This window comes from Aestuariibacter salexigens DSM 15300 (assembly GCF_000429145.1).
Taxonomy (GTDB): domain Bacteria; phylum Pseudomonadota; class Gammaproteobacteria; order Enterobacterales; family Alteromonadaceae; genus Aestuariibacter; species Aestuariibacter salexigens.
On sequence record NZ_KE386852.1, the window covers coordinates 202,958 to 217,800 of the forward strand.

Here is a 14,843-nt window from a genome sequence, read left to right on the forward strand (position 1 = left end):
TTCGTTACTTACCTTTATGCTTGTCTGAGGCGCGTGTAAAAAGTGCCATTAGTTCACAGTGTTCGGTGTAGGGGAACATATCCATCAGACCGATTTTAGCAAACTGATAGCCTGCCCCAAGCAGAATACCGGCATCACGCGCAAAACTGGTCGGGTTGCAAGAAACATACAACACTGTGTCACAGCCTCGTGCCGCAAGCGCTTTGGCCACCTGCTCAGCACCTTCTCGTGAGGGATCCAGCAATACTTTGTTGTACGTGTTCTGTAGCAATTCGGACACTGCTTTTGCATCATTTAAATCTACACAGCTGAACTCGGTGTTGTGTATGCCATTTTTTTGTGCATTGGCAGCGGCCCGTTGCACCATGCTGGCCACTCCTTCTGCGCCATGCAGGTGTTTCACCTGCCGTGCAGCAGGAAGACTGAAATTACCCACGCCACAAAACAAATCCAGAACGCGATCATCTTCGTTAAGGTCAAGCCACTCCATGGCTTGTTCTACCATTCGACGATTTATATTGTCGTTAACCTGCACAAAATCATTGGCCGAGACTTCCAGCTCAATTGCCTGCGCAGGAGAGAAGCATGCAGGCTGTTCGATGCCAAACACTTTGTGCAATCCATTCGATGTGCTTAACACCACCTGATAATTACCCAGCTGGGCCAATTGCTCACACAGCTCTGCGGCCCCGGCTCCCGGCTCTCGTCGGGCATGTAACAGCAGTTGTACAAAATCGTTGCCTTCAAACAAACCGATATGGCCAAGCCATCTGGCTTTCTGAGTGTCATTGAACACCTGCCGAACATCACTCAGAGCGTTCTGCAGCGATGGGGTAAGGACAGGACACTCACTGATATCAACCACGTCACTGGAGGACTTTTGCCTGAAGCCAATCCTGATTTCTTTGCGTCTGGCGTCGATCGCCAGCCTCGATTTACGTCGGTAATACAACGCAGAGTCCGTCAAGGGAGGATGCCACGGCAATACATCAGCCTCATCAGTTTGAGTAATATGCCTGTTCAGCAGCCCTTCAATAGCACGCTGCTTTTCGCGCAACATGGCATCAGCTTGCATATGCTGGGTCTGACAGCCTCCACATACAGAAAAGTGCTTACAGGGTGGGACTTGCCTCTGTTCTGAAGGCTCAACCACCCTCAGTAGGGTTGCCTGCCAATGGCGTTTTTTGCGTTCAGTGACCAGCACTTCACAGCGCTCACCGGGCAGGGCGCCTTGCACAAATACTACCGGCGCATGCTGCCGACTGACGCCGACACCGTGCACATCAAGTGTGTCAATATACAACTCTATACGTTTTGTTTGTTGCGACTGACGCTGTGGTTTAAATACTTTGACCATGGTTATTTACATCAAACTCAACTGTCAGACTGCAGCATGACAGTAGCGATGGCATAGTGCATTTCATCAGCAATACTCAACAGCGCCGATGTCACATTAAGCGCCTCGCAGCGCCGTGCAAACTCCCCTTCATACAGCAGTGTTGGCGCGCCACTTTGCAATGTCTGTATTTCAAGTTGTTGCCAGCCAACACCGTTGCCAATGCCACTGCCCAGTGCTTTGACGGCCGCTTCTTTCGCGGCAAAACGTTTGGCCAGATAACGGTGCGCATGAGGGTGACTTAAGAAACGCTGATACTCATTATCTGTCAGGACTCGCCGCGCCAGTTTTTCGGTACGCGACTGGTCTCCCTCAAATCGGGCTATTTCGACGATATCGGTGCCCAGTCCTATAATTGCCATGGTTGAGGCTACTATACTCTTGCTTCAAGCATCAGACGTCGCATGTCTGACACTGCCGTGTGCAGACCATCGAATGCGGCTCGGGCAATAATGGCATGACCGATATTGAGTTCGATCAGTTGCGGAATCGCAGCAATCGGTTTGACATTGTGATAGTGCAAGCCATGCCCCGCGTTTACTTTCAATCCCTTCGCATCGGCATATTCAATGCCTTTCACCAGCTTAGTCAGTTCTGTTTCCTGCTCTGCTTCGTTTCGCGCTTCGGCATACTGGCCTGTGTGAATTTCTATGTAGGGTGCCCCTGTTGCGCACGCTGCATCTATCTGTGTGGTCTCCGCATCGATAAATAATGACACCAGGATCCCCTGCTCGGCCAACTGCTGGCAGGCACTGCTGATACGCGACAGATTACCAGCTACGTCAAGCCCGCCCTCAGTGGTCAGCTCCTCGCGTTTTTCTGGTACCAGACAACAAAATGCCGGCTTGATTTGGCAGGCAATATTGAGCATTTCTTCGGTGACCGCCATTTCCAGATTCAGACGGGTATTGATGGTCTGGCTTAGTAATTCAACGTCACGATCTGTTATGTGACGGCGGTCTTCACGCAGATGCACGGTGATGCCATCAGCGCCGGCGCGTTCTGCAATATCAGCAGCATGCACAGGATCGGGGTAATGTGTGCCACGGGCATTTCTTAATGTGGCGATATGGTCGATATTGACGCCCAAAAGAATATCTTTCATGACCTTACTGTTTATGAATTAATTTGCCTGAGGATAATAACAGATCGTCGTGATAGTTCAGGCACTTATTATGAATTTGAGGTGCGAAAAGGGGCAAAGAGCTCTCTGCTTTTGAGGGGTTTATCGCCCAGCAGCGGCGCCAGAAGCTGACGGCTCAGACGCTTGGCGCATTGCATCGACTCGGGTCCCCATTGACGTGCATTGACCAACATTAATGCCTCGCCCCTGAAGCTGCGCTGATTATCCGCGCTCGCGACAAGTCCCTCATCCGCACTCAGCATGTAGTGTCCATCATGGCGCAGGACCTCACCATGAGAGTCCTCACATAAATCTGGCATATAACCGAGCTCAGACAATAACGCGAATTCGAATTCTCTTAGCAAAGGTTCAACCTCATTGAGCGAATCATCTAACTGGCGAAACTGCTGCAAGATACTAAGATAATGATTGAAGAGCTGCGGGCAGGGTTCCTCTTTCGGCAATACACGGTTCAACAACTCGTTCAGGTACATGGCGCAATAGAGCCTCAGTCCCTGTAGCTGCATCGCAGGTTGCAGCGCATCTACGCTGCCAAGATTTTTTAGCTCATGGCGGCCATAAAGGTGGCATTCTAGTAGCTGGAAGGGTTGCAACAGACTTTTTCTGTCACTTTTAGCAGACCTGACGCCTTTAGCGACGGCACTGATCTTTCCGCTTTCACGACAAAACAGATCGAGCAGAAAACTGGTTTCCCGATATGCTCGCCGATGCAGCACCACGCCTTCTACTCTTAACATATCACCTCGACTGTCACTATGGCGTCAGAGCGCCCGGATACGCACCACTTTCATAATTTCGAAATCTATCCCAGCGACATTCTCGGTATGCGGATAATAGGTCAGATTAACGCGCCGACCAACCAGTGACCGGTACTGCTGCTTGCGCCGGAATTTAAAGGGAACATCAATCCCTTCAAGCATTAACGTATGCAATATCCAGTCGTCATCATCACGTTGCACATGGGACGCGACTTTGACATTTTCAGAGTGGGTCAGCCCGGGATGCTGGGTGAGCAGCTTATCAACCTGTTTATTCATTGCGCTGCCAAAGCCTCAATAATCAGTTGCAGGTTTTCCTCTCCCCTGAATCGATTGACATCCATGCGGTAAACGGCATGAATGGTATGTACACTCTCGTCAGGCCAGATCTGCGGATCAATATTAAAGGCAATGGCATCGACTAACTCTCCCTGGCTCGTGCGCAACACCAGTTTTAAATGTTTCTCGCCAACCAGACGCTGCTGGACTATAGCAAACTCACCATCAAACATCGGTGCTTCAAATCCTTGCCCCCACGGACCAGCATCGGCAAGCAGCTTTGCCGTGTTAAGTGTCAACCACTGATCTTCCACTTCACCGTCACTTAACAATTCTCCGCTTAACGGTTTGCCTTGCAGCCATTCGTTGGCAATCGACGTCAGTGCCTTTTCAAAGTCGCTTAAGTGTTGACGGGCAATGCTTAGCCCGGCTGCCATGGCGTGCCCCCCAAACTTGGCCAACAGGCGGGGATGACGGGTATTGACCTCTTCCAATAGATCACGAATATGCACACCGGGAATCGATCGTGCAGACCCTTTTAAAAACTGCTCATCCTGCGCCGCCATAACAATGGTTGGACGGTAATATTTTTCCTTGATTCGCCCGGCGACGATACCAATTACGCCCTGATGGTAGGCTTCGTTAAATAACACCAGAGCTGGAGGCAGATCATCTGCGCTAAGGTTCAATTCCTGTATATGGGTCTCAGCCTCTTGCTGCATGGTGCTTTCAATATGCTTACGTTTTTTGTTCAACGCATCGAGACGGCGCGCAATATTCAGCGCGTCGTCATACGAGTCAGTTAACAGACATTCAATCCCCAACGACATGTCATCCAATCGTCCTGCGGCATTCAGTCGCGGCCCGAGAACAAAACCAAGGTCGCTGGAGGTGAGAAACTGCGCAGGGCGCTCTGCTACATCAAGCAGAGCGCGAATACCGGGCCGACAGCGACCCGCGCGTATCCTCTGCAAGCCCTGATATACCAAAATCCGATTATTGCCATCCAGTTTGACGACATCGGCAACCGTCCCCAGGGCAACGATATCCAACCATTGCGCCAACGTAGGGGGATTGTTGTGAAACTTTCCCAGTTTTTGCAATTCAGCACGCAGCGCTGACATCAGATAAAACGCTACGCCAACACCGGCCAGGTTTTTAGAAGGGAACGCGCAGCTACTGAGGTTCGGGTTCACAATTGCCGCCGCTTCGGGCAACGTTGTGCCAGGCAAGTGGTGATCGGTAATGATCACATCAATACCGAGTTCTTTTGCCCGTTGTGCTCCAGTAATACAGGCAATGCCGCTGTCTACTGTGACCAGTAACTGTGCTCCCTGCTGGTGAGCATGCTCGACAATTTCCGGACTTAAACCATAGCCGTAATCAAACCGGTTCGGCACCAGATAGTCTAGCTCGTTGGCACCAAACGCTCTTAGCGCCAGCATGCACAACGCGGTACTGGTGGCGCCATCGGCATCAAAGTCACCAATGATCACTATTCTCTGTTGCTGCTCTAGTGCCGTTATCAGCCTGGCCACCGCACGCTGAATGCCGTCCAGTGCCTGATAGTGATGTAATCCCTGCAACGAACGTTCAAGATCGTCGCTTAGTTTAACGCCTCTGCTGGCATACAGTCTGCGCAGTAAAGGATGAAGTTCTGCGGGTAACGCGCTGTCATCGCCGGGGGGCCGACGCACAATCGATAATGTCATGATGATAAGGTAACGGCGCCCTCTGGCGCCGTCTTGTGTTACATAACTTGTTTAAGTGCCTGCTCTAACTGATCTGCTGGCTGATATCCGGGAATTAAGGTTCCATCCGGCAAAATGATATTGGGGGTGCCTGTTACACCTACCCGCTGACCGAACTGGTATTGCTGGGCCACAGAGTTTTTGCACGACGCACTGGCAATCTCTTCATCCGCTTTGGCGGCCGTCATCGCTTCAAGCGGATCCTCAGCGCACCAAACCGACACCATATCATTGTAGGGTTTGCTATTTAAACCTGCGCGCGGGAACGCCAGGTAACGCACCGTAATGCCGCGATCATTGTAGTTTGCGATCTCACGGTGGAATTTACGGCAGTAGCCACAGGTGATATCGGTAAACACATTGACGACATATTTCTCGTCTTCTGCCTTAAATACCACGGCGCTGTCCTGAAACTGTTGCAACCCTTCCAAACGAATAGCGCCGAGTGCTTCTTCAGTCTCGTTACGCATCTCTTCATCTAAATTGAAAATGCGGGCCTGCAAAAAATATGTCCCATCTTTTGACGCGTAAAACATGCCACGATCGGTCATCACCTGAACCAGCCCAGGCACCGGTGAATCCGCCACAGACGATACCTGCAACCCCAATGTTGACTCAATTTTGTCTTTTACCGGGGATGCGCTCGGTTCAGCACATGCCATCAATGACATGACGAGTGACGTTGCTACCAAGGCCGACTTAAAAATATTTTTCATACTGCTTCCAATTTACACTTATGCTTTCAACGTATCGAAATGAGTGAACGCTAGATTTATTGCATTAGACAGGGTGTTGACGAAAATGTTTTCAAAAACTTGTCGTAGGACGTCCAGTTTACCTAACCAAACTCATTATTTATAGACTTTTGCTCTTTTACGACTAACTTTGGTGTAGGAAAGCGTTTAATTCGCTGCGCGAGAAGGTGCCCGTGATATTTGGTCAAAAAAATAAAATTATAGAGCAACTGACTTCTCAGTTGGCATTGAGCCACCGTCTTGAAAAAGAAAGTCAGGCAATGTTAGAGGCAATGAAGCAAAATGTCGGCTTCATTGAATTTACTCCAGATGGCACGGTGGTGGATGCCAATGACACGTTTGCCAGCATATTCAATTTTCAACCCTCAGAGCTGATAGGGCAGCACCACAGCGCGTTAGTAGATGAACAACAACAGCGCGGAAATGAGTATCAGCGTTTTTGGCCGGATTTGGCCAAAGGAAAACGTAAATTTGGCATTTTTAAACGTGTGGGAAAATCCGGCCAGACCATATATTTACGTGCAACCTACTTCCCGGTTAATGATTCTAAGGGTAAGGTCTCAAAGGTCTTTAAATTAGCCTACGACGTTACCGACACTCACGCAGACGCTCTTGACGATAGAGCAATACTCAATGCACTCGACGAATACATGGCGGTCATCAAGTTTACGCCTGATGGCTATGTCCTCGATGCGAATCAGAATTTTCTCAACACCATGGGCTACTCTCTTGATGAAATAAAGGGACAACATCACAAGATGTTCTGCTCAGATTCGTTTTACAAACGGCACCCTCATTTTTGGGAAGAGTTAGCCGCTGGCAAACGCTCGTCAGGAAAATTCTCAAGGCGCAACAAACATGGGGACAAAGTATTTTTAGAAGCGGTGTATTCTCCTGTTTATGATGAAGATGGTGAAGTAACGCGTATTGTGAAATTTGCGCAAGATATAACTGATGCTCAACGTCTTGCACTAGATGCAAAAAAAGAAACCAATGCGTTTAATACACATACCTCTCAGATAGCCAGCGAGGCTAAGCAGACCTTGTCTGAAACTGTTGAAACCTCCGGCAGAGCAGATAAGGAAATCGCTGGCGCAACTCAAATAAGTCTAGAATTAAACAAGCAAGCCGATGATATCAATCGAATATTGAGCCAGATTCAGGGCGTCGCTGAACAAACCAATTTGCTCGCGCTCAACGCGGCCATCGAAGCAGCCCGAGCAGGTGAACAAGGGAGAGGCTTCGCTGTGGTCGCAGATGAAGTGCGAACATTAGCGGGACAGACATCTGAATTCTCGAAGGAAATCAGTGAAGTTGTTAACCGCAATACTGATCTCATCATGCAATTGATGAAGAAAATGGAGGACGTTGGCGAACTCAGTAGCACATCAACAGAGAAAATTCGGTCACTATTTGAGAGTATTAAGGCTATCAGCGACCGCGTTGACGATCTAAAAGAGACAATCAACGATCTGGAAGATGAACTATAACTTAGCTGTGTTAAATTTATCAGCCACGAGGATGATGTTGCTCTACCAACTTCTGCAGTCGTTCCGTCGCCACATGGGTGTAGATCTGTGTGGTTGAAAGATCACTGTGCCCCAGCAGCATCTGCACGGCACGCAGGTCTGCACCATGATTAAGTAAATGGGTAGCGAAGGCGTGTCGCAACGTATGTGGCGACAATTCAACGTTAATACCCGCTACCGTGGCATAGTATTTTATTCGATGCCAGAACGTCTGACGGGTCATTTTTACCCCTCTTTTACTCGGAAAGAGGATATCAGATTCAGACTTCAGGAACAGACTGCGTCCCTTGCTAAGCCACAGCTGTAACCATTCCAGTGCTTCCTCGCCGAGCGGCACAAGGCGGTCTTTATTGCCTTTGCCCGTGACCCTGACAACGCCCTGCTGCATGCTCAGTTGTCCCAATCTCAAACCTACCAACTCAGACACCCTTAGCCCTGTCGCATACAGCACTTCCAGCATAGCCCTGTCGCGCAGCTGCATGGGTTCGTCGCAATCTGGTGCGTCAAGCAGTGCGTCGACTTCCTGTTCAGACAAAGACTTCGGTAAGGGTTTAGATAACTTAGGGTTGCTAACCAGACGGGAAGGATCATCATCACGGTGTTTTTCACGCATCATGTAACCACAAAACGCCCGCAAAGAACTCAAAAACCGTGAAGTGCTGCGCTCCGACAGCCCAGCGTCATAACGACTACCCAGATAGTGGTGGATATCATCAGCATGACACAGGGCAATCTGCCCATGCGCAGTATGCGCCTGTAAGTGACAGGCAAATTTAATCAGGTCGGTTCGATAGGCGCTTAAGGTATTGTCGCTAAGGCCCTTTTCGACCCACATGGCGTCAATAAAAGATTCGATTTTGCCTTGATTGTCAGCGGAAAGAGCAGGCAGCGCGGTGTCAGCCATGTTTTACTTGATGCCTCGGTTGGTCTTTATCATCTCGTAGGCAGCCTGAATATCCTGCGCCTTGGCTTTAGCAATTTCCATCGCCTGCTTGGGCAGACCTTTGGACACCAGTTTATCCGGGTGATGTTCACTCATTAATTTGCGATAGGCTTTTTTTACGCTGCGATCATCGGCGCTACTGGCGATGCCAAGAATGCGATAAGCGTCACTGAGTGTGGCGCCTGATTGCGCCTGCTGCTGGTGCCGCTGGCGATGTGAGTGCTGCCGGGAATGCCCCTGCCTGCCGCGCCCCTGAGCCTGCCTGAATCGTACTTCAGCCTCAAACATGGATTGCAGATAACGCAGCTCGTTTTGGCGGAACCCCAGATATTCAGCGACCTTGTCTAATACGCGCTGTTCGGCATTATCCAGCCGTCCATCGACATACGCGGTCTGGATAATGATTTCTAAAAACACCTGCATCACGTCACGACGCCCATGACATGATTCGCGAAACTCGGACAGGATCTGACGCAGTGGGAAATCAGCCGCCTTGCCTTCTCGAAATGCTTGCTGCGCTTCGCTTCTGGTATCACCCTGCAGACCCATTTCATCCATCAAGGCCGAGGCCATCTGAATTTCACGCTGAGTGACCTGACCGTCGGCTTTAGAGATATGACCAATGGTCGAAAACAGCGCATGAAAAAATACGGCCTGCTGCTGAAGATTGTCTGGATTGGAGAAGTAGCGCCCAAAACCACCGAGTTGATTGAAATTCTGACTGTAACCGCGATCGAACATGTGACCGACAATAAAACCCAGGATCGCGCCCGGGATTTTGCCGACCATAAAGCCAAACAGTGCACCTAAAATTTTACCCCAAACCGGCATTTGCTCCTCCCTGATTCAATGCAGCCAACCTGTCCGGGGTGCCAACATCATTCCACTCTCCCTGGTGGTGTTGCGCACTAACCCTGCGTTGTTCGATCGCGTCGATTAAAAGGGGTGCCAATGGCGCCCTGACCGGATGCAGATGGCTGAACATGGCAACGTGATATACGCCGATGCCACTATACGTCAGACGTGTGTGTCCATCAGTATTTAACCGACCTTGCGCATAATAAAAGTCGCCACGTGGGTGCTGCTCTGGATTATCCACCATCACCAGATGCGCCAGATCTTCGCCAAGGCTGTCTGGCAGCTGCGTAAAGTCCACATCAGAAAATACATCACCGTTGACAACAATAAACTCTCTGGCGTTATCTTTGGTCAAAGCGGGCAATGCTTTGACAATCCCACCAGCGGTCTCGAGCACCGGACTTTCAGCACTGAAAACGATATCCAACCCGGCAAATTCGCCACAGCGCACGTGATCTACAATTTGCTCACCAAGCCAGGCATGATTGATCACAACGCGCTCAATATTCGCGTTGGCGAGTTTCTCCAGATGATAGTCAATCAGCGCTTTGCCGCGCACTTGCAACAGTGGTTTGGGGGTGGTGTCAGTTAGTGGCCGCATCCGCTCACCACGGCCTGCCGCCAGTATCATTGCAGTTCTCATCGACCTAGTTTCGCCTCTACTGCAGGTAAGACAGTAGAGCTCACCCAATTTGCAAACGCGGCAAACTGGTCGTAACGATGCCCTACACGGATGAGATGCCTGAGTGTATTAGGTATGTCATGTAGATACGTTGATTTACCGTCACGGTGGCACAATCGGGCAAAAATCCCACTCGCTTTGACATGGCGCTGGATGCCGGTTAAATCAAACCAACGAGCAAACTCCTGCCAGCTGTATTGTCGATGGCATTGCTGCCAATGTTCACGTGTCAGCATTTCTACATCTGATTCTGGCCAGCACTGGTAGCAGTCCCGGAGCAGCGACACAGCGTCATAAGTAATGGGGCCCAGCACGGCATCCTGAAAATCGATAATCCGCAGCTGCTCATCACCATCAATCATGATGTTGCGCGAATGGTAATCACGATGCACGCCAGCCTGTGGCTGAGCAAAAAAATTATCCTGCAAGCGCTGTTCGATGTCGTTTAACATGCGGCGCTCTTCGCTATTGACAGACAGCCCTAAATGCTCCTCAAGTAGCCAGTGACGAAAAAGATGAAATTCTCGCGCCAGCAGGGCTTCATCAAACCGGGGCAACTCGCCTGCTGCAGTACGTGTGCATGCCTGGATCCCCGGCAATAGTGCCAATGCACGCCGGTATAACGAAATAAAATTGGTATCACTTAGCGTATCCGACAGCACGGTATTACCGAGATCTTCCAATAAATACATGCCCTGCTCGGCATCATGCGCATAAACTTCAGGCACGGGAACACCCTGTTGCCTTAAAGCTGACGCGACATCTACGAATACCTGACTGTCTTCGTCGGGCGGCGGTGCATCTACCGCTATCAACGCTGGCGACGTGAATGTGCGGAAATAGCGTCTGAAACTGGCGTCACCGGATACCATCACTATGTTGGAGGTTTGATACTCGGTGTGCTGGTTTATCCATGCAACCAGCTGCTGCTGTCGCACATCAGGCGGAGAAATCTGTTGTGACATGAACGGTTTGAAACCACCCCGGAAAAAGCTGTGTTGACGTCAATCATACCGTAGGTGCCGGATGTGTTTTAACTCCTGAAGAAGTTTTTTTGAGGATTTTCACGGCTTTAGTTGGTAAATCAGCACAAAACCCTTAAAATCACGCTCGCAACACCCGTAAATTAACTAGCTCTTCACGTCGGCTCATCTTCAATATAATGCAAATTGTTCTGATTTTACTTATTGCTTTGGCATCCCTGCATGCATCTGCCCAACAGGCGGATGATCAGCCAGAGCAATGCCTCGCGCCGCCGAGCAGATTTGATCCGGCGCTGCTGATGGCCAAAGGTGAAATCAAAGTCAATGCCCGACGCGCGACGATAATACAGGACGAATCGGCAGACTTTTCCGGCGATGTCAGCATAGTTAGTGACAGCGCGCAAATCTCTGCACAGCGCGCGCAGGTTGCTCAGGCGGGCAAGCAACTGGTTGCAGAGGGACAGGTATCCTATCGCGATGCGCAAATTCAGGTTAGCAGTGAATCGGTCAGGCTTGATTCTGAGGCTCAGTCACTGAACATGGAGCAAACCGAATATAGACTAACCGGCTTCACCGGACATGGTGCTGCCCAGCGCATCGTATTGAGTCGGGAGCAGGGATTATCTTTACAGGATGTGTCGTTTACCACCTGCCCAATTAACTCAACCGACTGGCAGATACAGGCCAGTGAGATATCTATTGAACCCGGTGAAATCTGGGGTAAAGCGCGCAATACGCGTTTTTATATCGCCGACGTGCCAGTATTTTACTTGCCTTATTTCGCATTCCCGGTCAGCCCGGTACGTCAGACAGGATTTCTGTTTCCGCAAGTGTCGAGTTCATCGGCAACAGGCATCGACTACGAGCAGCCTTTCTACTGGAACATAGCGCCCAATTATGACGCTACCATTTCGCCCAGAGTGATGACCAACCGGGGTATTCAGTTAAAAACCGAGTTCAGGTACCTGACTGAATCCCATCGCGGTACCATCAATCTGGAGTATCTGCCTGACGACCGTGATAGTGCAGACCGCAGCAATCGCTATTTTTATCGGTTTGAGCATCATGGTCAGCTATCCGATAACTGGGTGCTAAGCGCGGATATCAATGGTCTGAGTGACGATAACTACATCGTTGATTTAGGGTCTGATTTCTACAACCGTGCCGACACCCACCTGTATCAGACCGTCGCCATGAGCTATTACAGCAACAATCTGGACGTCGTGATGCGGGTCCGCGATTTTGAAGTGATTGGTGAACACGCGGACACGTACCGCACCTTGCCAGAACTGCAATTGGACTATGTCACCAGCTTTGCTAACGGACTGGATTTCAGAGTCGATTCAGAGCTCGCCTATTTTGACAATCAGATAGACGGTAATCCTTCAGCCCTACGGATACATTTCGCCCCTTCACTGTCATTGCCGTATCAGCGTCAGTGGGGCGAGTTTTTGGCTGAAGCCAGTTTGTTGAGTACTTATTATCATCAACGTGACATTGAGGGCACCCCGTTAGCGGACGAAGTGGCCCGCAATCTTGGGCGCATAAAACTGTATGGTGGTCTGAATTTTGAGCGCGAGGCTGACTGGTTTGGCGAAGCATCGACCATGACGCTGGAGCCAAAGCTGCAGTATCTGTTTACCAGTTATGAAGACCAGACAGATATAGGACTTTACGATACCACCCGTCTGCTGAATGATTACACCGGTTTATTCAGAGGCCAGGAGTTTACCGGGCTTGATCGTATCAGCGATAACAATCAGGTTACGCTGGGTGTAACCTCGAGAATTTTAGATGCCGCCAGCAGGGAACAATTTGTCTTCAGCGTGGGTCAGATTTTCTACTTGTCTGACAACAAGGTACTGGCAGCCAATAAGGCAGACGACCGTTCTGCCCTGGCCGCTGAGCTAGACTGGCGATTGCACAGTAAGTGGTTTATGCACGCAGACATTCAGGTATCGACGCGCACGGATAAAGTCGAAAGAAGTAGTTTGTCATTAGAGTATCGTCGCGATGACAAGCGCCTGGTGCAGTTAAACCATCGATATGTGAGAGATCTCTCCGGCGAACAAATTGACCAGTTGGGGATCTCTGCCAGCTGGCCGATTGCCAAAAACTGGCAGTGGGTCGGGCGCTGGTATAAGGACCTGAGTCAACAACGTACCATTGAAAGTTACACTGGCATACAATATGAGTCCTGTTGCTGGGCACTGCGCTTTGTGGCGCAACGGCATCTTAGTAATCGATATGATGCAACAGGCTTACAGCGCACTGACGAATTTGATTCGGGAATCGCATTACAGTTTATTTTCAAAGGGATGGGCAGCAGCAGTAGTAAACGCGCCATGCTAGAAGATGGTATGTTTGGTTACCGCCAGCCCTATGTATTAAATTGATTGGCCAGTCTGGACCCTGTCCACTGGTAACACTAAGTCAAAAACGAAAAGAGAAGTAATGAAATTAGCAACGACATTTTTGCACGCAGTATTTGGCATAGGCCTGCTGATATCCACAACAGCGGCCGCACAGACCACCATGTTGGACAAAGTATCAGTGATCGTCGACCAGGGTGTGATCCTGGAAAGTGAAATTCAGGAGCTGTTGACCAACGTACGACGTAACGCAGTGGCCAATAATCAGGACCTGCCGTCAGACCGTGCTCTGCGCACACAGGCTATCGAGCGCCTCATCCTCACCAACCTGCAGATGCAGATGGCAGACCGCATGGGTATCCAAATCAGCGACCCGCAGCTTGAGCAAACGATAGCCAACATTGCTCAGCAAAACGGCACGAATATGGAACAGCTTAGACAGGCACTGATTGCAGAGAGCACACCCTATGAAACCTACCGCGAAGAGATACGCAAAGAGCTGATTCTGGGCGAGGTACGTCGCGCTAATGTACGCCGCCGGATTTACATTACACCACAGGAAATTGAAAACCTGGTCAAACTGATGGATGAACAAGGCGCGTCACAGGCCGAATATCGTCTTGGCCATATATTGATTGGTTTTCCACCTGAGCCGAACGATGAAGATGTAGCAGACGCCAGAGAGCGCGCTGAGCGCGTGATGTCATTGCTGGAGTCTGGTTCTGATTTCGCTAAAATTGCCATCGCCTCATCATCTGGCGCCAAAGCTCTCGACGGGGGTGATATGGGCTGGATGAATGTCAATTCGATGCCAACGCTGTTTGCCGAAGCAGTGCAGGGTAAGAAAAAAGATGAGTTAGTTGGCCCAATTCGCAGTGGCGCCGGCTTTCATATTCTGAAAGTGGCCGATACACGTGGAATTGAAGTTGCCGAGGTCGTTGAAGTCAATGCCCGTCACATTCTGATCAAACCCTCAATCATACTCAGTGATGAAAAAGCGGAAAACATGTTGCTTGAATTCAGAGAGCAGGTATTAGCAGGCGAGGCTGACTTTGCCGAACTGGCTAAGGAGCATTCAGAAGATCCGGGCTCAGCGCTACGCGGCGGAGAGCTGGGTTGGGCTGACCCTGAAATCTACGTGCCTGCTTTCAGGTTAGCTCTAAACAATATGGAAGTCAGCGAGCTTAGCCAGCCGATTCGTTCCGTACACGGCTGGCACCTCATCGAATTACTGGATCGCAGAGTCGGTGATGCGACTGAAAAACTGAAGGAAGAAAAGGCTTATCAACTGATATTCAGTCGTAAGTTCCAGGAAGAGACGGATGCCTGGTTGCGTGAAATGCGTGATGCAGCCTATATTGAACTGCTCGATAGTAGAGACGCATAGGCCGGA

General features: G+C 50.1%; 14 protein-coding genes and 1 pseudogene. 4 read left to right on the top strand and 11 right to left on the bottom strand.

Annotated elements, in window-relative coordinates:
* Positions 1–4 precede the first annotated feature (4 nt).
* The 7 genes from rlmD to dsbC form a co-directional block, all read right to left on the bottom strand.
* Positions 5–1,357, bottom strand: a complete 1,353-nt coding sequence (rlmD, locus tag G441_RS19070; RefSeq protein ID WP_051275698.1) for a 23S rRNA (uracil(1939)-C(5))-methyltransferase RlmD — start codon at positions 1,355–1,357, stop codon at positions 5–7.
* Positions 1,358–1,374: 17 nt separating this feature from the next.
* Positions 1,375–1,758, bottom strand: a complete 384-nt coding sequence (acpS, locus tag G441_RS0117335; protein ID WP_026377503.1) for a holo-ACP synthase — start codon at positions 1,756–1,758, stop codon at positions 1,375–1,377.
* Positions 1,759–1,769: 11 nt separating this feature from the next.
* Positions 1,770–2,501: a pyridoxine 5'-phosphate synthase gene (gene pdxJ, locus G441_RS0117340; RefSeq protein WP_026377504.1), complete on the bottom strand. Its 732-nt coding sequence runs from the start codon at positions 2,499–2,501 to the stop codon at positions 1,770–1,772.
* 68 nt (positions 2,502–2,569) lie between these two features.
* Positions 2,570–3,277 (bottom strand): DNA repair protein RecO, encoded by a 708-nt coding sequence (gene recO / locus G441_RS0117345; protein ID WP_026377505.1) that lies wholly within the window; start codon positions 3,275–3,277, stop codon positions 2,570–2,572.
* A 24-nt stretch (positions 3,278–3,301) separates the two neighbouring features.
* Positions 3,302–3,577, bottom strand: coding sequence for a hypothetical protein (locus G441_RS0117350; RefSeq protein WP_026377506.1), 276 nt, complete (start codon positions 3,575–3,577; stop codon positions 3,302–3,304).
* Complete coding sequence (gene recJ, locus G441_RS0117355; protein WP_026377507.1) at positions 3,574–5,289, bottom strand: single-stranded-DNA-specific exonuclease RecJ; 1,716 nt, start codon at positions 5,287–5,289, stop codon at positions 3,574–3,576. The genes G441_RS0117350 and recJ overlap by 4 nt, the downstream gene beginning before the upstream one ends.
* A 38-nt stretch (positions 5,290–5,327) precedes the next feature.
* Entirely contained in the window at positions 5,328–6,044 is a 717-nt protein-coding gene (gene dsbC, locus G441_RS0117360; protein WP_026377508.1) for a bifunctional protein-disulfide isomerase/oxidoreductase DsbC, read from the bottom strand.
* Between the two features lie 212 nt (positions 6,045–6,256).
* On the opposite strand from dsbC, the pseudogene G441_RS20085 reads away from it, so the two are divergent.
* Together G441_RS20085 and G441_RS20090 are read left to right on the top strand one after the other, a co-directional pair.
* A pseudogene (locus G441_RS20085) lies at positions 6,257–7,039 on the top strand (PAS domain-containing protein); the annotation flags it as partial.
* Positions 7,013–7,573, top strand: a complete 561-nt coding sequence (locus tag G441_RS20090; RefSeq protein ID WP_240485168.1) for a methyl-accepting chemotaxis protein — start codon at positions 7,013–7,015, stop codon at positions 7,571–7,573. The pseudogene G441_RS20085 and the gene G441_RS20090, both read left to right, overlap by 27 nt.
* Positions 7,574–7,592: 19 nt before the next feature.
* Here G441_RS20090 and xerD read toward each other — a convergent pair whose 3' ends face one another.
* The 4 genes from xerD to G441_RS0117385 are packed head-to-tail and all read right to left on the bottom strand — an operon-like array spanning position 7,593 to position 11,060.
* A complete protein-coding gene (xerD, locus tag G441_RS19790) occupies positions 7,593–8,516 on the bottom strand; it encodes a site-specific tyrosine recombinase XerD (protein WP_026377510.1) in 924 nt (307 codons plus the stop codon).
* Between the two features lie 3 nt (positions 8,517–8,519).
* Positions 8,520–9,386, bottom strand: coding sequence for a co-chaperone DjlA (djlA, locus tag G441_RS19795; protein ID WP_026377511.1), 867 nt, complete (start codon positions 9,384–9,386; stop codon positions 8,520–8,522).
* Positions 9,370–10,056, bottom strand: a complete 687-nt coding sequence (murU, locus tag G441_RS0117380) for an N-acetylmuramate alpha-1-phosphate uridylyltransferase MurU (RefSeq protein WP_240485165.1) — start codon at positions 10,054–10,056, stop codon at positions 9,370–9,372. The genes djlA and murU overlap by 17 nt, the downstream gene beginning before the upstream one ends.
* Complete coding sequence (locus G441_RS0117385) at positions 10,053–11,060, bottom strand: aminoglycoside phosphotransferase family protein (protein ID WP_034475514.1); 1,008 nt, start codon at positions 11,058–11,060, stop codon at positions 10,053–10,055. The genes murU and G441_RS0117385 overlap by 4 nt, the downstream gene beginning before the upstream one ends.
* 197 nt (positions 11,061–11,257) lie before the next feature.
* Between G441_RS0117385 and G441_RS0117390 the strand changes: the two genes are divergently transcribed.
* Both G441_RS0117390 and surA read left to right on the top strand, forming a co-directional pair.
* A complete protein-coding gene (locus G441_RS0117390) occupies positions 11,258–13,474 on the top strand; it encodes an LPS-assembly protein LptD (RefSeq protein WP_156896410.1) in 2,217 nt (738 codons plus the stop codon).
* A gap of 58 nt (positions 13,475–13,532) precedes the next feature.
* Positions 13,533–14,837 carry a peptidylprolyl isomerase SurA gene (surA, locus tag G441_RS0117395; protein ID WP_034475516.1) on the top strand — a complete coding sequence of 435 codons (1,305 nt, stop codon included), beginning with the start codon at positions 13,533–13,535 and terminating at the stop codon, positions 14,835–14,837.
* Positions 14,838–14,843 lie beyond the last annotated feature (6 nt).